The sequence below is a fragment of the Saccharopolyspora rectivirgula DSM 43747 genome (assembly GCF_000497205.1).
GTDB classification, from domain to species: domain Bacteria; phylum Actinomycetota; class Actinomycetes; order Mycobacteriales; family Pseudonocardiaceae; genus Saccharopolyspora; species Saccharopolyspora rectivirgula.
Genome location: NZ_AYJW01000018.1, coordinates 23,345 through 43,584, shown reverse-complemented (window position 1 = coordinate 43,584; position 20,240 = coordinate 23,345). Strand labels below are relative to the sequence as shown.

Annotated in this window: 17 protein-coding genes, 2 tRNA genes and 1 pseudogene; 8 read left to right on the top strand and 12 right to left on the bottom strand. The window is 67.7% G+C overall.

Features of this window, described 5'->3' with window-relative positions; genetic code table 11:
- Nucleotides 1-36: 36 nt before the first annotated feature.
- The 11 genes and pseudogenes from SREC43747_RS0107330 to dnaA form a co-directional block, all read right to left on the bottom strand.
- A tRNA-Ala gene (locus SREC43747_RS0107330) sits at nt 37-109 on the bottom strand.
- A 112-nt stretch (nt 110-221) separates the two neighbouring features.
- A pseudogene (locus SREC43747_RS21895) lies at nt 222-329 on the bottom strand (DLW-39 family protein); the annotation flags it as partial.
- 55 nt (nt 330-384) lie between these two features.
- A tRNA-Ile gene (locus tag SREC43747_RS0107320) sits at nt 385-458 on the bottom strand.
- A gap of 151 nt (nt 459-609) precedes the next feature.
- Nucleotides 610-1,362, bottom strand: a complete 753-nt coding sequence (locus tag SREC43747_RS0107315) for a DUF3566 domain-containing protein (RefSeq protein WP_029720509.1) — start codon at nt 1,360-1,362, stop codon at nt 610-612.
- 54 nt (nt 1,363-1,416) lie between these two features.
- Complete coding sequence (gyrA, locus tag SREC43747_RS0107310; RefSeq protein WP_029720508.1) at nt 1,417-3,912, bottom strand: DNA gyrase subunit A; 2,496 nt, start codon at nt 3,910-3,912, stop codon at nt 1,417-1,419.
- Nucleotides 3,913-3,957: 45 nt separating this feature from the next.
- Nucleotides 3,958-5,928: a DNA topoisomerase (ATP-hydrolyzing) subunit B gene (gene gyrB, locus SREC43747_RS0107305; protein WP_029720507.1), complete on the bottom strand. Its 1,971-nt coding sequence runs from the start codon at nt 5,926-5,928 to the stop codon at nt 3,958-3,960.
- 360 nt (nt 5,929-6,288) lie between these two features.
- Complete coding sequence (locus SREC43747_RS0107300) at nt 6,289-6,840, bottom strand: DciA family protein (protein WP_081722461.1); 552 nt, start codon at nt 6,838-6,840, stop codon at nt 6,289-6,291.
- Between the two features lie 94 nt (nt 6,841-6,934).
- Complete coding sequence (gene recF / locus SREC43747_RS0107295) at nt 6,935-8,110, bottom strand: DNA replication/repair protein RecF (protein ID WP_029720505.1); 1,176 nt, start codon at nt 8,108-8,110, stop codon at nt 6,935-6,937.
- Between the two features lie 60 nt (nt 8,111-8,170).
- Complete coding sequence (gene gnd / locus SREC43747_RS0107290) at nt 8,171-9,058, bottom strand: phosphogluconate dehydrogenase (NAD(+)-dependent, decarboxylating) (protein WP_029720504.1); 888 nt, start codon at nt 9,056-9,058, stop codon at nt 8,171-8,173.
- 176 nt (nt 9,059-9,234) lie between these two features.
- Complete coding sequence (dnaN, locus tag SREC43747_RS0107285) at nt 9,235-10,359, bottom strand: DNA polymerase III subunit beta (RefSeq protein WP_029720503.1); 1,125 nt, start codon at nt 10,357-10,359, stop codon at nt 9,235-9,237.
- 1,160 nt (nt 10,360-11,519) lie between these two features.
- Entirely contained in the window at nt 11,520-13,268 is a 1,749-nt protein-coding gene (gene dnaA, locus SREC43747_RS0107280) for a chromosomal replication initiator protein DnaA (RefSeq protein WP_029720502.1), read from the bottom strand.
- 551 nt (nt 13,269-13,819) lie between these two features.
- Between dnaA and rpmH the strand changes: the two genes are divergently transcribed.
- From rpmH to SREC43747_RS0107245, 8 genes are all read left to right on the top strand, one after another.
- Nucleotides 13,820-13,963, top strand: coding sequence for a 50S ribosomal protein L34 (rpmH, locus tag SREC43747_RS20530; protein WP_081722460.1), 144 nt, complete (start codon nt 13,820-13,822; stop codon nt 13,961-13,963).
- A 9-nt stretch (nt 13,964-13,972) separates the two neighbouring features.
- On the top strand, nt 13,973-14,413 hold the full coding sequence (gene rnpA, locus SREC43747_RS20525) for a ribonuclease P protein component (RefSeq protein WP_081722459.1): 441 nt from the start codon (nt 13,973-13,975) through the stop codon (nt 14,411-14,413).
- A 3-nt stretch (nt 14,414-14,416) separates the two neighbouring features.
- A complete protein-coding gene (yidD, locus tag SREC43747_RS0107270; RefSeq protein WP_029720499.1) occupies nt 14,417-14,716 on the top strand; it encodes a membrane protein insertion efficiency factor YidD in 300 nt (99 codons plus the stop codon).
- Between the two features lie 3 nt (nt 14,717-14,719).
- A complete protein-coding gene (gene yidC, locus SREC43747_RS0107265) occupies nt 14,720-15,631 on the top strand; it encodes a membrane protein insertase YidC (RefSeq protein WP_029720498.1) in 912 nt (303 codons plus the stop codon).
- Between the two features lie 43 nt (nt 15,632-15,674).
- The gene (locus SREC43747_RS0107260) at nt 15,675-16,202 is read left to right on the top strand and encodes a Jag family protein (RefSeq protein ID WP_408005206.1); all 528 of its coding nucleotides are present in this window, start codon (nt 15,675-15,677) and stop codon (nt 16,200-16,202) included.
- Nucleotides 16,203-16,492: 290 nt separating this feature from the next.
- Nucleotides 16,493-17,200, top strand: a complete 708-nt coding sequence (gene rsmG / locus SREC43747_RS0107255; RefSeq protein WP_037331522.1) for a 16S rRNA (guanine(527)-N(7))-methyltransferase RsmG — start codon at nt 16,493-16,495, stop codon at nt 17,198-17,200.
- Between the two features lie 62 nt (nt 17,201-17,262).
- On the top strand, nt 17,263-18,198 hold the full coding sequence (locus SREC43747_RS0107250; RefSeq protein ID WP_051387800.1) for a ParA family protein: 936 nt from the start codon (nt 17,263-17,265) through the stop codon (nt 18,196-18,198).
- Complete coding sequence (locus tag SREC43747_RS0107245; protein WP_081722458.1) at nt 18,195-19,172, top strand: ParB/RepB/Spo0J family partition protein; 978 nt, start codon at nt 18,195-18,197, stop codon at nt 19,170-19,172. The genes SREC43747_RS0107250 and SREC43747_RS0107245 overlap by 4 nt, the downstream gene beginning before the upstream one ends.
- 88 nt (nt 19,173-19,260) lie before the next feature.
- Here SREC43747_RS0107245 and SREC43747_RS0107240 read toward each other — a convergent pair whose 3' ends face one another.
- Complete coding sequence (locus SREC43747_RS0107240) at nt 19,261-20,211, bottom strand: D-alanine--D-alanine ligase family protein (RefSeq protein ID WP_029720493.1); 951 nt, start codon at nt 20,209-20,211, stop codon at nt 19,261-19,263.
- Nucleotides 20,212-20,240 lie beyond the last annotated feature (29 nt).

Below are 20,240 nucleotides of genomic sequence, written 5' to 3'. Positions count from 1 at the left end.
GGCTGACGCGAAAACGCATCAGCCCCGTTGAAACCGTGGAGACGAGGGGAATCGAACCCCTAACCCCCGCCTTGCAAAGGCGGTGCTCTGCCAATTGAGCTACGTCCCCGGACGACGTTGAAGACCAGAAAGAACTTCCCGGCGACGCCAGCTCACAAGACTTCTACGCGGAACCGCCGAGCAGTGAAAGCAGCCCGGGAGTCGGCCTGGAATCAGGCCTCCGCGGTGGCCTCACGCCACAGGTCGGCTTCTGCCTTGGCAGCACGGTTGCGCCGGATGACGAGCAGAACAACGCCAGCGACCGCGGCGAGTGCAAGCAGCTTCTTCACTTTCCGTCGCCTCCTAGCACGGCTTTGATTCCGTGGTGCCTTGGCTTGCCGTTAGTGGGCCTAGAAGGACTTGAACCTTCGACCTCTTCGTTATCAGCGAAGCGCTCTAACCGTCTGAGCTATAGGCCCCTGTTGCGACATAAACATTACCTGACGCCCCACCCCTTGCTGAAACCGGGGGGCCATTTTTTCGATTAAGCCGCTGAGCTGGGCGAACACCCCCGCTCAGCGCAAGACCCGGCCACCGGCCGAAGCCGGCGCCGGGTCTTGCGCGGCGAAGTCAGTCCCGCTCGGACAGGGTGATCTCGACCCCACCGGCGAAGTCAGCCGCCACGTTGTAGATGAACGCGGACACCGTGGCCAGCGCGGTGATCAGCACGATGTTGATCGCACCGATGATCGACGCCACCCCGAACACCCGACCAGCGCTGATCAGCGGCTCGGCCGCGGCGTCGTCCGGTTGGGTCAACTCGGTGATGGTGCCGTTGAGCTGCTCCCACACGCCCATGCCGTCCAGCACCCCGTAGAGCACCGCGACGGCGATCATCCAGACGAAGAAGCCGGCCACGCTCAGCACCAGCGCCAGCTTCAGCACGGACCAGGGATCCACCCGCCTGATCTGCAAGGTGGCCCGGCGCGGCCCCCGGCTGGGACGCCGAACGCTCGTGGTCACCCCGGGCCGGCCGCTGCTGAACGACACGGTCGTGCGAGCCGGCTGCTCGGTCTTGGGCAACTCGGTGCGCACCGTGTCCTGGTCCTGGATGTGCTTCGGGATCGTCTGGGTGTCCTCGATGTCCGCACCACCGCCGCCGCCGGAGCCGTTCTCACCGTCCGACCCCGGCGTGGCAGCGGCCGCCCGCTGCCAAGGCGGCGTGTCCGCACCGCCCTCAGCGGGCTCGGACCGGTCCTCCTGCTCCGCCTCGGCGGAGGAGGAGGCAGCGGTCCCGTTGTCATCCACTGTCTGCGTGCTACCCGAGCCCCCAGCCGGCCTTTCCTGCGGTTCCGGGTGCTCCGGTTTCTCGGAAGCTGTCACGGGCGATCCTTCGTTGATCATCGGAGGCGGTGTCTACGAGATCTCCCACGGGCATCACTTCTGCGTTTCCGGCCCCGCGGTGTCCGGATCCGCGGCCTCGTCCGCGCTCCGGGCGACAGCCACCAGGGAAGTGCCCTCGTCCAGGTTCATCAGACGAACTCCCTTCGTCTGCCTACCGGCCTTGCGCACCTCCTTGGCACTGGTCCGGATAACCCCGCCCGTGGAGGTGATCGCGTACAGCTCATCGTCTTCGTTCACGATGAGCGCGCCAACCAGCCTGCCACGTTTCCGGTCGTGCTGAATGGTCAGCACGCCCTTGCCGCCACGGCCCTGGACCGGGTAGTCGTCGATCGCCGTCCGCTTGGCGTAGCCGCCGCCCGTGGCCACCAGCACGTACCGGTCCGGCCGGACGACACCCATCGCCAACAGCTCGTCGCCCTCGTTGAAGCGCATGCCGAGGACGCCGGACGTGGCCCGCCCCATCGGGCGCAGCACGTCATCGCTCGCGTGGAACCGGATCGACTGCCCCTCCGAGGAAACGAGCAGCAGGTCGTCATCCGCTGAGCAAAGCACAGCACCGACCAGTTCGTCGTTGTCCTTGAGGTTGATGCCGATAAGTCCACCCGAACGGTTCGAGTCGAAATCGGTCAGACGGGACTTCTTGACCAAACCCTTCTTGGTCGCCAGCACCAAGTAGGGAGCAGCCGTGTAGTCCTTGATCTGCATGACCTGGGCGATGTGCTCGTCCGGCTGGAACGCCAGCAGGTTCGCCACGTGCTGGCCGCGCGCCGCCCGGCTGGCCTCCGGCAGCTCGTAGGCCTTCGCCCGGTAGACCCGCCCCTTGTTGGTGAAGAACAGGATCCAGTCGTGGGTGGAGCAGACGAAGAAGTGCGACACGATGTCGTCCTGCTTCAGCTGCGCCCCCTGCACGCCCTTGCCGCCCCGCTTCTGCGCCCGGTACAGGTCGGTGCGGGTCCGCTTGGCGTAACCGGTGCGGGTGATGGTGACGACCACGTCCTCGTCGGCGATGAGGTCCTCCATCGAGACCTCGCCCTCGTACGGGACGATCTTGGTGCGCCGGTCGTCGCCGTACTTGTCGACGATCTCCATCAGCTCGTCCCGGACGATCCGGCGCTGCCGCTCCGGCTTCTCCAGGATGTCCTTCAGATCGGCGATCTCCCGCTCGATCTCGGCGAGCTGGTCGAGGATCTTCTGCCGCTCCAGCGCGGCCAGGCGGCGCAGCTGCATCTCGAGGATCGCGTTCGCCTGGATCTCGTCCACCCCGAGCAGCTCGATCAGACCGGTCCGCGCTTCGTCCACAGTGGGCGAACGGCGGATCAGGCTGATCACCTCGTCCAGGTGGTCCAGCGCCCGGGCCAAGCCGCGCAGCACGTGCGCCCGCTCCTCGGCCTTGCGCAACCGGAAACGGGTCCGGCGGACGATGACCTCGAGCTGGTGCTTGACGTAGTACCGGATGATCTGGTCCAGGCGCAGGGTGCGCGGCACCCCGTCCACCAGGGCCAGCATGTTCATGCCGAACGTCGTCTGCAGCTGGGTGTGCTTGTAGAGGTTGTTCAGCACCACCTTCGGGATCGCATCCCGCTTGAGGGTGATGACGATCCGCATGCCGCGCCGGTTGTTCGTCTCGTCCGCGATGTCGGCGATCCCGCTGATCTTGCCCTCGCGGTGCAGCGCGGCGATGTTCTCGATGAGGTTGTCCGGGTTGACCTGGTACGGCAGCTCGGTGATCACCAAGCAGTTGCGGCCCTTGTTGTCCTCCTCGATCGACACCACGGCCCGCATCCGGATCGAACCCCGGCCGGTGCGGTAGGCGTCGGCGATCGAGTTGGCGCCCAGGATCAGCCCGCGGGTGGGGAAGTCCGGTCCCTTGATGCGCTCCAGCAGCGCTTCCAGCAGCTCCTCGTCGGAGGCCTCGGGGTGCTCCAGCGCCCACACCACGCCGTCGGCGACTTCCCGCAGGTTGTGCGGCGGGATGTTGGTGGCCATCCCGACCGCGATCCCGCCACCGCCGTTGACCAGCAGGTTCGGGAAGCGGGACGGCAGCACGTCCGGTTCCTGGGTGCGGCCGTCGTAGTTGTCGGAGAAGTCGACGGTGTCCTCTTCGATGTCGGCGAGCATGTGCATCGCCAACGGCTGCAACCGGGCCTCGGTGTACCGCATGGCCGCGGCCGGGTCGTTGCCCGGGGAACCGAAGTTGCCCTGGCCGTCCACCAGCGGGTGCCGCATCGACCACGGCTGCGCCAACCGCACCAGCGTGTCGTAGATCGCCGAGTCGCCGTGCGGGTGGTAATTGCCCATCACGTCACCGACGACGCGCGAGCACTTCACGTACCCGCGGTCCGGCCGGTACCCGGAGTCGTACATCGCGTACAGCACCCGCCGGTGCACCGGCTTCAGTCCGTCCCGGACATCCGGCAGCGCACGCGACACGATCACGCTCATCGCGTAATCGATGTACGAGTTCTGCATCTCCTGCTGGAGGTCGACCGGCTCGACGCGGCCGTGTTCCGGGGGCAGGATTTCGGTCATTCTCGTCCTTCTTCAGCTAGATCGGGATCGGGAGTTGCGCCGGGATCAGACGTCCAGGAACCGAACACCCCTGGCGTTTCGGGTGATGAACGTGCGCCGCGCTTCCACGTCCTCCCCCATCAGCACGCTGAACAGCTCGTCCGCGGCCGCCGCGTCCTCCAACGTCACCTGCAGCAGCAGGCGGGTCTCCGGGTTCATGGTGGTCTCCCACAGCTCGGCGGGGTTCATCTCGCCGAGACCCTTGTAGCGCTGGATGCCCTCCTCCTTGGGCAACTTGCGGCCCTCGGCGGCACCGCGCTGCAGCAGGGCGTCCCGCTCCCGGTCGCTGTAGGCGTACTCCGGTTCCGAACGCGGCCACTTGATCTTGTAGAGCGGCGGCTGCGCCAGGTACACGTGCCCGGCCTCGATCAGCGGGCGCATGAAGCGGAACAGCAGCGTCAACAGCAGCGTCCGGATGTGCTGGCCGTCCACGTCCGCGTCGGCCATGAGCACGACCTTGTGGTACCGGAGCTTGGACAGGTCGAACTCGTCGTGGATGCCGGTTCCCAGCGCGGTGATGATCGACTGGACCTCGGCGTTCTTGAGGACCTTGTCGATCCTCGCCTTCTCCACGTTGATGATCTTGCCCCGGATCGGCAGGATCGCCTGGAACCGGGACTCCCGGCCCTCCTTGGCCGAACCACCCGCGGAGTCGCCCTCGACGATGTAGAGCTCGCACTCCTCCGGGTTGCTGGACTGGCAGTCCTTCAGCTTGCCCGGAAGACCACCGATGTCCATCGCGCTCTTGCGGCGCACCAGCTCCTTCGCCCGGCGGGCCGCCATCCGGGCCTGCGCCGAGGAGACCGCCTTGTTGATGATCACCCGGGCGTCGCTGGGGTTGCGCTCGAACCAGTCGGACAGCCACTCGAAACAGGTGGTCTGCACGAACGACTTGACCTCGGTGTTGCCCAGCTTCGTCTTGGTCTGGCCCTCGAACTGCGGCTCGGCGACCTTGACCGAGATGATCGCGACGAGCCCCTCCCGGACGTCGTCACCGGTGAGGTTGCCGTCCTTGTCCTTGAGGAGCTTCTTCTCCTTGGCGTAGGCGTTGACCACCCGGGTCAGCGCCGCGCGGAAACCTTCCTCGTGCGTGCCGCCCTCGTGCGTGTTGATCGTGTTCGCGAAGGTGTAGACCGACTGCTGGTAGCCGGAGTTCCACTGCATCGCGATCTCCAGCTCGTGGCCTTCGCCCTTCGCGCTGAACGACACCACCTTCTTGTGGATCGGCTCCTTGGTGGCGTTGATGTGGCGGACGAAGTCCTCCAAGCCGCCCGGGTAGTTGAAGACCCGCTCCCGCGGCCGGACCTCGGCGCTCTCCTCGCCCTCCGCGGTCTCGCCGGGCAGCTCCCGCTCGTCCCGCAGCACGATGGTCAGGCCCTTGTTCAGGAACGCCATCTCCTGCAGGCGGCGGGCGACCACCTCGGCGTTGAACTCGGTCACCTCGAACACCTTCGGGTCCGGCCAGAAGGTGATGACCGTGCCGGTCTTCTTGGTGCGCTCCCCCTTCTGCAGGTCGTGCACCGGCTTGGAATCCTCGTAGCGCTGGCGCCAGACGTAGCCGTCCCGGTAGATCTCCGCTTCCAACGCCACCGACAGCGCGTTCACGACCGACACGCCGACGCCGTGCAGACCACCGGAAACCGCGTAGCTTCCGCCGCCGAACTTGCCGCCCGCGTGCAGCACGGTGAGCACGACTTCCAGCGTCGGTTTCTTCTCCACCGGGTGCATGTCCACCGGAATGCCGCGGCCGTCGTCCGCCACCCGCACACCGCCGTCGGCCAGCAGGGTCACTTCCACCTTGGAGGCGTAACCGGCCATCGCTTCGTCGACCGAGTTGTCCACCACCTCCCAAACCAGGTGGTGCAGACCCTTCTCCCCGGTGGATCCGATGTACATGCCCGGACGTTTCCGGACGGCCTCAAGGCCCTCAAGAACAGTGATGGATGAAGCGTTGTACTCGCTCTTCTTCGATGCCACGGGCCTCGATATCTCCTTGAGCCGACTGTGCTTACCTGGGGGGCTGGTCGTGCTGAGCGCACACGCCGCCGCACTGCACTGCGCGTCTTCTGCGACAGAACTCTCCGCTCGGCGGGCTCACCCCTGGTGGTGCGGCTAAGGGCGGTTGCACGATTGCTTGTTCGAACGCTTCAGCCGCATCCCGCAGCCGATTCTACTGGTCCCCCAGGACAGAAGTGGGGCAAGGACACCCCTGAATTGCTCACAGAGCCGAGAACTCAAATCAATCCACCATCGAAGAGCCGCGAGGCATCTCGAGCAGATCTCCGCGGCGACTGGCCCGCTCCCGGTGCGCACCCCGCCGATCGGGCCGCCCATCCGCTAGCCGTAGGTGTCCCGCGGACCGTACCCGGAAACGTGCCGCGGCCCGTGCCGCCAGCTCGGCGCCGCCGGCCCCTGCACCTTGATCCGCCGGACCAGCCCCTGACCGACGCCGTCCCCGATCCGCTGCACCAGCTGGCGCTGCAACAACCGCAGTTGAGTGGCCCAAGCCGTCGACTCCGCCTGCACCACCAGGACCCCGTCCTTCAGCGAAACCGGCTTGGTGTGCTGCGCCACCTCCGGCCCCACCAGGCGCGGCCAGTCGGCGAAGACCTGGCCACCCGCCAGCCGGTCCCCCCAACCGCGCTCCTTGGCGATCCGGCCCAGCAACCGGCCCAGCGGCTGCGGATCCCGCTCGTCCGGGCGCGGTCCGGACCAACCGCGGCGGCGCCGGCGAACCGCACCCGCACCGGCACCGGCCGGGCGCCCGCGACGACGGCCGGCCGACTGCTCCTGGGCCGCCCGCAACGCGGCGCGGGCCAAGTCCGGGCCGCGCAGCTCCGCGCCATCCGATCCCCCGATGCGCCGGGCCGATAGCACTGAGTTATCCACATCATCCACAGAGTTATCCCCAACTGTGGGCAAATCGGAGCCGAAATGACGCGTTTTCGTCACTCCGCGTGGACGAGGCGATTGCTCATCGTCATCAGACACGGTGCACCTCGCCTTCACCCACCTGGAACCGAACCCCGTCCAGCTCCTTCGGCACGTCCTCCGGCACGGCCGCCGTCACCAGCACCTGCTCCGCGCCCACCACCAGCTCGGCCAACCGCGCCCGCCGCCGGGCGTCCAACTCGGCGAACACGTCGTCCAGGATCAACACCGGCTCCGCGCCATCCTCGGCGAGCAAGTGGTAGGACGCCAGTCGCAACGCCAGCGCGAACGACCACGATTCGCCATGACTGGCGTAGCCCTTCGCCGGCAGCTCCCCGAGCAGCAGCTCCAGGTCGTCCCGGTGCGGACCGACCAGCGACACGCCGCGCTCCAACTCCTGCGCGCGCACCCGCTGCAACGCCGCCAGCAGCACCTGCTCCAACCGCTCGACATCAGCCGGCTGACCGTGCGGAACCCCGTACCCCGCCGGCAGCAGCTCCCCCAACGTGCTGCGGTACCGCACATCCGCCGCCCGGCGGCCCGGAGCACCAGCCCCCTCCGAAGCGACCACGCTCGCATAGGCCTCGGCCACGTGCGGAGCTATGGCGGCCACCAGGTCCAGCCGCCCGGCCAACAACTGCGCCCCGCAGCGGGCCAGGTGCCCGTCCCACACCTCCAACGTGCGCAGCTCCGCCGGATCGGCCCCGCCCCGGCGCGCCGCTCCCGCCGTCTTCAACAGCGCACTGCGCTGCTTGAGCACCCGGTCGTAGTCCGAGCGGACCGCCGCGTACCGCGGTGAGCGCGCCACCAGCAGGTCGTCCAAGAACCGCCGGCGCTCCCCCGGATCCCCCCGCACGATCGACAAGTCCTCCGGGGCGAACAGCACCGTGCGCAGGATCCCCAGCACCTCGCGCGGCCTGGTGGCCGCACCTCGGTTGATCCGGGCCCGGTTCGCCTTCCCCGGCTTGATCTCCAGCTCGACCAGCAGTTCGCGCCCCTGGTTGACCACCGCGGCGCGGACCACCGCGCGCTCCGCGCCGCTGCGCACCAGCGGCGCGTCGTTGGCGACCCGGTGCGACCCCAACGTGGCCACGTACCCGATCGCCTCGACGAGATTGGTCTTGCCCTGGCCGTTCGCCCCGACCAGCACCGTCGTGCCCGGCTCCAACGCCAGATCGACGTGCTGCCAGGACCGGAAATCGGTCACCTGAAGATGGCGGACGTACACGGCAGTCCAACCTAAACCGTCCCCGGCTGGCCCGAGCCGCCGCCCGGGCCAGCCGCGCGCTCAGTCCTCCGACTTCTGCACGGCGTGCCCGCCGAACTGGTTGCGCAGCGCCGCCACCGCCTTCATCGCGGGCGAGTCCTCCTGGCGAGAAGCGAACCGGGCGAACAACGCCGCGGTGATCACCGGAGCCGGCACCGCGTTGTTGATGGCCTCCTCCACCGTCCAACGACCCTCCCCGGAGTCGTTGACGTAGCCGCGCAACTGCTCCAGCTCCGGGTCCTCCTCCAGCGCCCGGACCAGCAGGTCCAGCAGCCAGGAGCGGACCACGGTGCCCCGGCTCCACGCCTTGATGGTGCCCGGCACGTCGGTCACCACGTCGGAAGCCGCCAGCAGCTCGAAGCCCTCGGCGTAGGCCTGCATCAAGCCGTACTCGATGCCGTTGTGCACCATCTTGGCGTAGTGACCGGCCCCCACCGGACCGGCGTGCACGAAGCCCTCCTCGCGGGGACCCTCCGGGCGCAGCGCGTCGAAGATCGGCATGGCGCGCTCCACGTCCTCGGCGTCACCACCGGCCATCAGGCCGTAGCCGTTCTTGGCGCCCCACACCCCGCCGGAAACCCCGACGTCGACGTACTTGATGCCGTTCTCCGCCAGCAGCGCGGCGTTCTCCTGGTCGTCGGTGTACTTGGAGTTTCCGCCCTCGATCACCAGATCGCCCGCCGACAGCAGCCCGGCCAGCTCCCGAACGGTCTGCTTGGTCGGCTCGCCGTGCGGAACCATGATCCAGACGATGCGAGGAGCGTTGAGCTTCTCCACCATCTCCGCGATCGAGGCGACGTCGCTGACGTCCTGATTCCGGTCGTAGCCAACGACGTCGTGGCCGGCGGCCCGCAGCCGCTCCCGCATGTTGAAGCCCATTCGGCCAAGACCGACAAGTCCGAGTTGCACCGGAATCTCCTCTGCGCGTCGTGTTTCGACTGGTTGGTCGGCGCATCGCCGGCCGCGGACCGGCCCGCTCCGGGGTCACCGGCGGACCGGGTGCGGGCCCTCCCCAGCTGAATCGATCTGGCCTGAGCCTATCCAGCGGTCTTCGCAGATCTTGCGGGGCAGCCTCCAGATGTGACTCAGCCCGGCAGGCGCACCGGCATCAACAGGTAGAGGTACCCGCCCGTCTCTTCTCCATCTTCCGTGACCGGCTTGATGAGCGCTGGCCGGTTGGCCGTGGTGAACAGCATCTTGGCGTGGCTGCTCTTGAGCGCCCCCAACCCGTCGAGCAAGTAGTGCGGGTTGAACGCGATGGTCAGCTCCTCACCGGCCAGCTCGACCGGCAGCTCCTCCTCCGCGCTCCCCTCGTCATCGCCGCCGGCGGTCAGCCGCAGCAGGCCGGCGGTGAACTCCAGCCGGACCTGGGTGCCGCGCTCGGCCACCAGGGAGACCCGGCGGATCGCCTCCACCAGCGGGGCGACCTCGACCTGCGCGGTGACCGCGCTCTCGGTCGGCAGCAGTTGCCGGTACTTGGGGAATTCCGCGTCGAGCAGCCGGGTGGTGTTCCGCCGGTTGTTCCCGGCCAAGCCGAGCAGGCCGTCCCCGGAAGCCAACGAGATCTCGACGTTGCCGCCACCGGACCCGAGCGTCTTCGCCGAATCCGCCAAGGACTTCGCCGGCACCAGCACCGCGCTGTCCACAGTGGAATTGCTCGGCTCCCAGCTGAACTCCCGCATCGCCAAGCGGAACCGGTCGGTGGCGACCATGGTCAGCTGGTCGGCGTTGAGCTCCACGCGGATGCCGGTGAGCATCGGCAACGTCTCGTCCTTGCCCGCGGCCACCGCCACCTGCGCCACCGCTTCGCTGAACAGGTCGCCCGGGACCGAGCCGACGTGGTCGGGCATGGCCGGCAGCTCCGGGTAGTCCTCGACGGGCATGGTGGGCAGGCTGAACTTCGCACTGCCGCAGGTGATCGCCACCCGGGCCCCGTCCACTGTGATGTCCACGGGGCGGTTCGGCAGGGCTTTGGTGATGTCGGCCAGCAAACGGCCGGAGACCAGCGTCTTGCCGGGCGTTTCGATGACGGCGTCCACGGTCACCTGAGCTGACACCTCGTAGTCGAACCCGGAGATCGTCAGCGCGTCACCGGAGGTCGCGTCGAGCAGTACCCCGCCCAGCACCGGGACGGGCGGACGTGCCGGCACACTGCGCGCGACCCAGGAGACGGCGTCGGCGAGGCCGTCGTGTTCCACGCGGATCTTCATGGGTGTCCTTTCGGTATCAGCCATGGCTCGGCTGCCGGACAGCTTTGGGCGTCGAAGCCGCTCCTCGCGATCGGGGGTGGTGCGCCGGTGGCGCAGACAGGTCCCGCACCAGCCGCGGCGGGCGGCTATCGAGGGGAGTTCCAACGGTAGAGCGTGGCGCCCGCCGCCTGCATCCGGGGCCGAGCTTCCCGCAACGAGGCGCTCCGGCGCGAGTTATCCACTTTTCCACCGCGCCTACTTCTCTTTTCTTTTTTCCTCCAGGGAAAAAGAGCGAAGTAGTAGTAAGTCCTGTGGATTGTGGGGAGAACTGCAATTCCTGCAGCTCATACGGCGCGTCGTGATGTGGATGAACCTGTGATCTACCGGTGGATCATTTGGGCCGAACGGTGGATAACTCGAGCCACCCCCAGAGTTGTCCACAGCTATCCACAGTTATCCACAGTCGCATCCACAGTCAGTCCCCAACTTTTACCCAACTCCTGGCCGCCGCAGCCCGGGGCGCGGCCGACCTGTGGGTAAAGCTGTGAATTTTCTGTGGTTAACTCCCCGCTCCCTGTGGGCAAGTCGACCATGGCTGTGCATGCCCTGTGGATGATCGAAAGGAAATCCCTGGTCGACCTTGGGGATAGCGGATCATCGGAAACCTGTGGAGAACTGCGGCCGGACAGCCGGCGAACCACCCGATCAATGTGATCAAAGTCACTCTCATTGGTGGGGTGTGGTGGGCGGCGACCTGGGGTTTTGCCGGATCCGGTGGGAGCTCCCGGTGGCCGTTCACGCGGGGAACACCCGCGCTTCTCCCTTCTCCGAGGGAAAAATCAAACTTTCGGGCTACCTCCGACGGCCCCGGCCGGTCGGTGCGTTGCGCGGACTGCCCGGTCCGCTCGCAGGACTCGTCCGACCGGGAACCGGTGCCAGCGGTCCTGGACTCCCCGACCGCGGCTTCCGCGTCAACCGCACGGGGCGGCGCTCCAGGAGCACGAGCAGCTCAGGCGGGACGACAACCGCGCACGAAGAGGTGACCGCTGCTCCCTGCCGGGTGGAGGGGACAGCACTCCCCGCTCACCAGCGGTGGGAAGTGGGAAGCCGAAGGGGGGTGCGCTCCGCGGAGCGCTGCGGCCCCGCTGCTCGAAGAAGCGGGGCGTGCCGGCGGTGCCCGACTAGGCCCCCGGGGTGCGGGACCGCTGCTTGATCCGCGCGGTCAGCTCCTGCACCTGGTCGTAGACCCGGCGGCGCTCCGCCATCTCCTTGCGGATCTTCTTGTCCGCGTACATCACCGTGGTGTGGTCCCGGCCGCCGAAGTACTGGCCGATCTTCGGCAGCGACGAGTCGGTCAGCTCCCGGCACAGGTACATGGCGATCTGCCGGGCCTGCGCCAGCGCCTTGGTCTTGCCCGGGCCGCACAGGTCGTCGATGGTGACCCCGAAGAACTCCGCGGTCACCGCCATGATCGTCGGTGGCGTGATCTCCGGCGTCTGGGAGTCCGGGATCAGGTCGCGCAGCACGATCTCGGCCAGCTGCAGATCCACCGGCTGCCGGTTCAAGGAGGCGAACGCGGTGACGCGGATCAGCGCCCCCTCCAGCTCCCGGATGTTGCGCTCGATCCGGGACGCGATGAACTCCAGCACGTCGGCCGGCGCGTTCAACCGGTCCTGCGCGGCCTTCTTGCGCAGGATGGCGATCCGGGTCTCCAGCTCCGGCGGCTGGATGTCGGTGATCAACCCCCACTCGAACCGGGTGCGCAGCCGCTCCTCCAGGGTGCGCAAGCCCTTCGGCGGGCGGTCGGAGGAGACCACGATCTGCTTGTTGGAGTTGTGCAGCGTGTTGAAGGTGTGGAAGAACTCCTCCTGGGTCCCTTCCTTGCCCTCCAGGAACTGGATGTCGTCCACCAGCAGCACGTCGACGTCCCGGTAGCGCCGCTGGAAGGCCACCTGCCGGTCGTCGCGCAGCGAGTTGATGAAGTCGTTGGTGAACTCCTCGGTCGACACGTACCGCACCCGCATGCCCGGGAACAGCCGCTGGGTGTAGTGCCCCACCGCGTGCAGCAGGTGGGTCTTGCCCAGTCCGGAGTCACCCCAGATGAACAGCGGGTTGTAGGCGCGGGCCGGTGCTTCGGCGGCGGCCACCGCGGCGGCGTGCGCGAACCGGTTGGACGACCCGATGACGAAGGTGTCGAAGGTGTACTTGGCGTTCAACCGGGTCTGGGACGTGGGCGGGGCGTGCTTCGGCGCGGTGAACGGCTGCCCCTGCTGCGGATCAGCGGCTTGGCCGCCGCGGTTGGTCGCCGACCACGTCTCGGCACCGCTGTCGGAGGCGGCTTCCTCTTCGCCTTCGGCGGCCGGGGCCGAGGTGGCGGAGGTGTCGGCCACCGGGGCTGGGATGTCCCCGTTGGGCCACTTGAACTCGGTGGTCGGAAGGTCGTAGTCCGATTCCTGCGCGGCGTGCCGCCCCCCACCGCTGGGCGAGGCGGGCGGGATCGACCCGGTGTGCGCCGTGTTGCCGAAGTTGTCGTGCGGGGTGAACGACTCGTCCGGGCGCTGGTAGCCGGTGCGGGGTAAGTAGGTGGTGTCGACCAGGCTGTTGTCGTTGCTGCGGGGCGGGGTCCAGACCTCGGCCGGGGGCACCGGGCGGCTGGCCGGGCTCGGCACCGCGGTGTCGACCTTGACCGCCAGGGACACCTCTCGGCCGAGCCGGCGGGAGAGGGCTTCGGTGATCGGTTCCCGCAGCGCGCGTTCGATCGCTTCCTTGGCGAAGTCGCTCGGGGCGGCCAGCAGTGCCGTTCCGTCCAGCAGGCCGATCGGCCGGGTGACTCGCATCCACGCGCGCTGCTGCGGCGAGAGCGTGCCCGAGGACAGCTCCTGAACCACCTCTTCCCAGACCCTGCCCAGATCGGCTTGGTGGTCGGACACCGCTGTGCTCCCCTCCCCTCGCTCGCGCGCGGTCCCCCACCGCGCCTTGCGCACTGACCCCCCATAGCGGACAGGCGCGGACGGTGGGCCAGACTCGTGGACACCTGTGTTGGAATGGGTGTCCACAGAGTTGTCCACAACTTGTGTATGAAGGTACGGCAGGGGTGCCGGGCACTCCTCGTGGGCCCCGCTGTACCGCTGCGATCGAGGTCATGGCCCCGGCGACAACCCGTTGGCCGGCGGCAGACTGGATGAATCGCAGGAGGGAAAACCTAACAAGCTGCTGTTGACCACCACAAGCCGGTGCCCCACCGTGCGGGGGCAAGATCAGCTCGTGGCAAAGTGATGACCCCGGTTGCAAGTGCTTTCCGCGGTCTGCGTACCCTCGAACAGTCCCCCGCTTATCGAGCGGGCGTGTCGCCGCGTCCTGATTCGGGCGTCACGTGCCGTTCGGCCACCGGACACGGTGGTAGTGGCTTGGGAACGCCGGACATCTGACCGAACCATGGCCACTGTGGCCATAGTGCCTGAAGTAACCGGGAGATCCGACCGTGAGCAAGGGTAAGCGCACTTACCAGCCGAACAATCGTCGCCGCGCGAGGAAGCACGGATTCCGGCTGCGCATGCGCACCCGGGCGGGCCGGGCCATCGTGGCCGCGCGCCGCCGCAGGGGTCGCGCGCGTCTGACCGCCTGATAGCGGACCGTGCTACCCGCGGCATCCCGACTGACCAAGAGCCAGGAGTTCCGCCTGGTGATCCGTCGGGGGCGCCGGGCTGGGCGCTCTCGCCTAGTGGTGCACGCACTGCGCCCTGGTACGCCGGAGACCGGCCGGGTACGGGAAGGCGCTGAGCACAGGGCTTTATCGAAAGCGCATTCGACACCCACCCGGGATTCGACGGGTTCCACCCGGGTGGGTTTTGTCGTGAGCAAGGCCGTGGGCAACGCTGTGGTGCGGCATCGGACGACTCGTCGGCTTCGTCACCTGATGAGAGACCGAATCCCAGCGCTGCCCGCTGGCACACTGGTGGTGGTCCGCGCGCTGCCGCCGGCGGCGAACGCGTCGAGCCGGGAGCTCGGTGCGGACCTGGACAGTGCACTGCGGAAGCTCCGCCTCTACCCCGAACAATCCGGCGACGGGCGCTAAGCGATGGGTCAGGACCACGGCAGCTCACCAGCTACCCGGCGGCCGGGCGTGTTCGCTCGGGTGCTGCTGCTGCCCGTGCACGCCTATCGCAAGGTGATCTCCCCCTTGCTGCCCCCGACCTGCCGGTTCTACCCGTCGTGCAGCACCTACGCGGTGGAAGCGCTGACCGTGCACGGTGCGCTCCGCGGTAGCTGGCTGACCGTGCGCAGGCTGCTGCGCTGCGGTCCCTGGCACCCCGGTGGGATCGATCCCGTCCCGCCGCCGCGCGGTGCGCACAGCTCCCCGACCCCGGCCAAGGAGTAGTCCGTGGACATCATTTACTACCCGGTATCGGCGATCCTCTGGGTCTGGCACAAGGTCTTCGGTTCCTTCCTGGATCCCGCCAGCGGATTGGCCTGGGCGCTGTCGGTGATCTTCCTGGTCTTCACCCTGCGCGCGCTGCTCTTCAAGCCGTTCGTCACCCAGGTGCGGTCGATGAAGAAGATGCAGAAGATCGCACCGCTCGTCCGGGAGCTGCAGGAGAAGCACGGCGACGACCGGCAGAAGCTGGCCATGGAGATGCAGAAGCTCCAGAGCGAGCACGGCTTCAACCCGCTGGCCGGATGTCTGCCGGTGCTGGTGCAGGTGCCGGTGTTCATCGGGCTGTTCCACGTGCTCAACGGTTTCAAGCCGGGGGCGACGTCGAACTACGTCTTCGGCGCGGAGGAGGTCGCTTCCTTCGTGGAGGCGGACCTGTTCGGCGCGAAGCTGTCCATCTCGCTGACCCAGCCCGCGGAGGTGCTGGCGGCGTTCGGCACCGACCGCACTTCGATGTTGCTGGTCGCGGTGCCGCTGATGATCGCGGCTGCGATCGCCACCCACTTCACCGCTCGGCATTCGGTCGCCCGGCAAGGCTCGCAGGCGGCGCAGAACCCGCAGGCAGCTGCCATGAACCGGGTGACGCTCTGGCTCTTCCCGATGTTCGCGATCGTCGGTGGCCCGTTCCTCCCGGTGGCGATTCTGATTTACTGGCTCGCCAACAACTTCTGGACGTTGGGGCAGCAGTACGTCGTGTACCGCAAGATCGACGCGGAGGAAGCGCAGGACCCGTCGGCTCCGGTAGTCGATTCGGTCGCGACTTCGGGGCAAGATTCCGACATCGAACACCAACCCGGCGAGGTCCCCGGGGTGATCGAAGACCACAACCGCGGCGCGGACAAGCCGGGTGATTCCCGGTAGCCTGCCGCGAACCCTGGAGAGGAGACATCCAGTGTCTGAAATCGTGCAGGATTCGGGTCAGGCGGCGACGGGGTCCGCCGCGGCGACCTCCTCGGTCTCCGACAACGAAGAGCTGCTTATTCGGGAAGGTGACATTGCGGGTGACTACCTGGAGCGGTTGCTCGACCTGCTCGACTACGACGGCGACATCGACCTGGATGTAGTGGCTGGCCGCGCCGTGGTCAGCATCGACGGCGGGAAGGACCTGGGCAAGCTGGTGGGCAACCGCGGCCAGGTGTTGGAAGCCCTGCAGGAGCTGACCAGGCTGGCCGTGCAGCAGGAAACCGGGGTGCGCAGCAGGCTGATGCTGGACATCGCCGGTTGGCGGGAGGGCCGCCGCCGGGAGCTGTCCAAGCTCGGCCGGTCGACGGCGGAGAACGTGCTGAAGACCGGCAAACCCGCCAGGTTGAAGCCGATGACTCCTTTCGAGCGAAAGATCATCCACGACGCGGTCGCACCGATTGAGGGTGTGCACAGCGAGAGCGAAGGTGAAGAACCGAACCGTCGCGTGGTGGTGTTCCGCACCAACTGATCCCCCGGTTCCGGTTCGGGTCTGCCCCCGTCAGCCGTTGGCTGGCGGGGGCAGTGTTGTTCTCAGCCCTGGATCGACCGCCCCATGCCGCTGTCCGGTGCGGAGCTGGTGCCGGGATACTGAGGGGGGTAGCAGGCGTTGATCAGCGTCGTTCTCGCCGAGCACGCTCCGCTGCCGCGGAGGGCCTGTGGACGAGGTGCCGGGTGCTCGTTCCGGCGTGGTGGGCGCAGTGCGATCGGCAGGTATGAGATGAACTTGTTTCACGTGAAACGCAGCCACCGGAGTGATCAGTGACCGAAGGGGAAACGCTGAAGCCGCCAGAGGCAGCACGTCAGGTGTTCGGCGACCGACTGGAGCTGGCCGAGAAGTTCGCCGAGCTGTTGCGCGAGCACGGGATCCAGCGCGGTCTCATCGGTCCCCGGGAGGTGGACCGGCTGTGGGAACGCCACTTGCTGAACTCTGCGGTTGTTGCGGAGTTGCTTCCCCCGAATTCACGCGTTGTGGACGTAGGCTCTGGTGCAGGATTGCCGGGGATTCCGCTAGCGATCGTTCGACCTGACATCGAGATGGTCTTGCTGGAACCGATGGCTCGGCGGGTGGCTTGGCTGGAAGAAGCCGTCACCGAGCTCGGCCTCGACGTGGAGGTCGTGCGTGGTCGAGCCGAAGAAGGACCGGTGCGCGACGAGCTCGCCGGGCAGGACGTCGTCACGGCTCGGGCAGTGGCCCCGATGGAACGGTTGGCGAAGTGGTGTCTTCCGCTGCTGCGTTCGGGCGGCCAACTGCTCGCGATGAAGGGTCAGAGCGCGCAGGAGGAGTTGGACCGGGACCAGAAGGCAATCCGAGCGGCCGGAGGCGGTCGCGGCGAAGTGATCTCGTGTGGCGGTGAAGTGCTGTCTGTTCCGACAACGGTCGTCCTGATCGAGCGAGTCGCGGCCCAGGACGCGGTCAAGCGGCGCCGGGGCGGCAAGCGTCGGACGAGGAAGGATCGTGGACGGTGAATCCGGAAGCAAGCGGAGCTGGTCGTGTTTCACGTGAAACGAGGGGCCGTGGAGTGGGAGCCATGCGTTTCCCCGCCGGTGGTGCGAGCGATGACCAAGCGCTGAACGTTTCGTCGGAGGACATCGGCTGGACTCCGATCATGGAGGAAGCGCAGCGGGCCACCCGTGTCCTCCACCCGGAGACCTTGCAGCTCCCCCGCCCCGGGCAGCGGCGGATCATCTCCGTGGCGAACCAGAAGGGCGGCGTGGGCAAGACGACCAGCACGGTCAACTTGGCGGCGGGGCTGGCCCTGCACGGCCTCAACGTGCTGGTGATCGACCTGGACCCGCAGGGCAACGCCAGCACCGCGCTCGGGGTGGATCACCGTTCCGGCGTCCCCTCGGTGTACGAGGTGCTGCTGGGCGAGATGTCGATCGCGGACGCGGCGGTGCGCAGCAACCAGAGCGAGAACCTGTGGTGCGTGCCCGCCACGATCGACCTGGCCGGCTCGGAGATCGAGCTGGTGACGATGGTGGCCCGGGAGAGCCGGCTGCGGGAAGCGCTCAACTCCGAGGCCGTCGAGAAGGTCGCGCCCGACTACATCTTCATCGACTGCCCGCCCTCGCTCGGGCTGCTCACGGTGAACGCTCTGGTGGCCGCCCGCGAGGTGCTGATCCCGATCCAGTGCGAGTACTACGCGCTGGAGGGCTTGGGGCAGCTGCTGCGGAACATCGAATTGGTCCAGGCTCACCTCAACCCGTCGCTGCGCCTCTCCACGATCCTGCTCACGATGTACGACGGGCGCACCAAGTTGGCCGATCAGGTGGCTCAGGAAGTGCGGAATCACTTCGGTGACCTGACCTTGCGCACCGTGATTCCGCGCAGTGTGAAGGTTTCCGAGGCTCCTGGGTTCGGGCAAACCGTGTTGACCTACGACCCGGGATCGCGTGGATCGATGAGTTACTTGGACGCGGCGCGGGAGATCGCGGAACGCGGGGTGGAAAGGACAACAGCATGACGGAGCGCCGGGGTGGGCTTGGACGCGGACTGGCCGCGTTGATTCCGAGCGGTCCGATCGCAGGCGCCGAAGGTGCGGGGGCTCGAGCTGCGGAGCCGCGGACGGAGCCGGCGGACAGCGGTGTTTCACGTGAAACAGGGGGCACCGTGAACGGTGCCGTCTACCGGGAGATCGCCGTCTCTGCCATCTCCCCCAACCCGAAGCAGCCGCGCCAGGTCTTCGACGAAGAGGCGCTGCGGGAGCTCGAGCACTCCATCCGCGAGTTCGGTCTGATGCAGCCCATCGTGGTGCGCGAGCTCGATGATGAGCGGTTCGAGCTCATCATGGGCGAGCGCCGCTGGCGGGCCGCTGAACGCGCGGGCCTGGAGAAGATCCCGGCGATCGTCCGCCAGACCTCCGACGACTCGATGCTCCGGGACGCCCTGCTGGAGAACATCCACCGCGTGCAGCTGAACCCCCTGGAGGAAGCTGCCGCCTACCAGCAGCTGCTGGAGGAGTTCGGGGTCACCCAGGAGGAGCTCGCCGATCGGATCGGCCGCAGCCGTCCGGTCATCACCAACACCATCCGACTGCTCCGGTTGCCGACACCGGTGCAGCGCAGGGTCGCCGCCGGGGTGCTCTCCGCCGGGCACGCCCGGGCCTTGCTGAGCCTGGACGACCCGGAGAGCCAGGAGGAGCTGGCGGCGCGGATCGTCGCGGAGGGCCTCTCGGTGCGGGCCACCGAGGAAGAGGTGACGCTGCAGAAGTCGGCGGGCAAGTCGAAGAAGAAGGCGGCGCGGAAGAAGACCGAGGAAGACGCTCCTTCGTACGACTGGCTCGCCGAGCGGCTGTCGGACCGGTTGGACACCCGGGTGAAGGTGGAGCGCAGCCGCCGGAAGGGTCGGATCGTGATCGACTTCGGTTCGGCGGACGACCTTCGACGGTTAGCAGAGTTGATCTTGGACGAAGACGTTCGCGATCTTGGCGATCAATGACACGCAGCTCTTTCGTCACGGTGACGATCTGCGTGCAATGGCGAAACGGGGCCGCTGGACACCAGCGGCCCCGTGTTTCACGTGGAACTCAGGCCGAGCGTTCGATGGCTCGTTCGACGAGTCCGGCGAACACCTCGCCCAGCGAGCGACCGGAGGCCTCCACCGCCATCGGCAGCAGCGAGGTCTCGGTCAGGCCCGGCGAGACGTTCACCTCCAAGAAGTGCGGGGTGCCGTGCCGGTCGACGATCATGTCGGTGCGGGAGACGTCGCGCAGCCCGAGCAGCTGGTGAGCGGACACCGCCAGTTCCCCAGCGGCGCGGGCCGCTTCCGGGGAGAGCTCGGCGGGGGTCCGGTAGCTGGTCAGTCCGGCGGTGTACCGGGCGGTGTAGTCGTAGACACCGGAAGCCGGTTCGATCTGCACGGCGGGCAGCGCTTCGGGGCCGTCCGGGCCGTCGATCACGGTCACCGCCACTTCCATCCCCTCGACGAACTGCTCGACGAGCACCGTGTCCCCATAGGACAGTGAGCCGACCATGGCGGAGGGGAGTTCCGCGGCATCGCGGACGACGTGCGCGCCCAGTGCGGAACCGCCCTGGTCCGGCTTCAGCATCAGCGGGAGACCGAGCTTCGCCACCAGCGCGTCGAGCACCGCTTGCGCACCGAGTTCCCGAAAAGTGGTCTGCGGCAGCGCGACCCAGTCCGGAGTGGCCAGTCCGGCGCGAGCCATTTCAGCCTTGGCGGTGGGCTTGTCCCACGCGCGGCGGCACGCGTGCGGGCTGGGGCCCACGTAAGGCACGCCGACCATGTCGAGAACGGCCTGGACCGCGCCGTTCTCCCCCTCCCCGCCGTGCAGCGCGACGACCACCGCGTCCGGTCGGTCCTGCTTGATCCGGGACAGCAGCTGGGCGTCGGCGTCCCACTCCGTCACGGTCATGCCAACGGAGCGCAGGGCGGCCGACAACCTGCGGCCGGAGCGCAAGGAGATCTCGCGCTCATGCGAAAGTCCACCAGCAAGTACCGCAACCCAGCGATCCGACACTTCGAAACACTCCTGAAAGTCAATGGTCC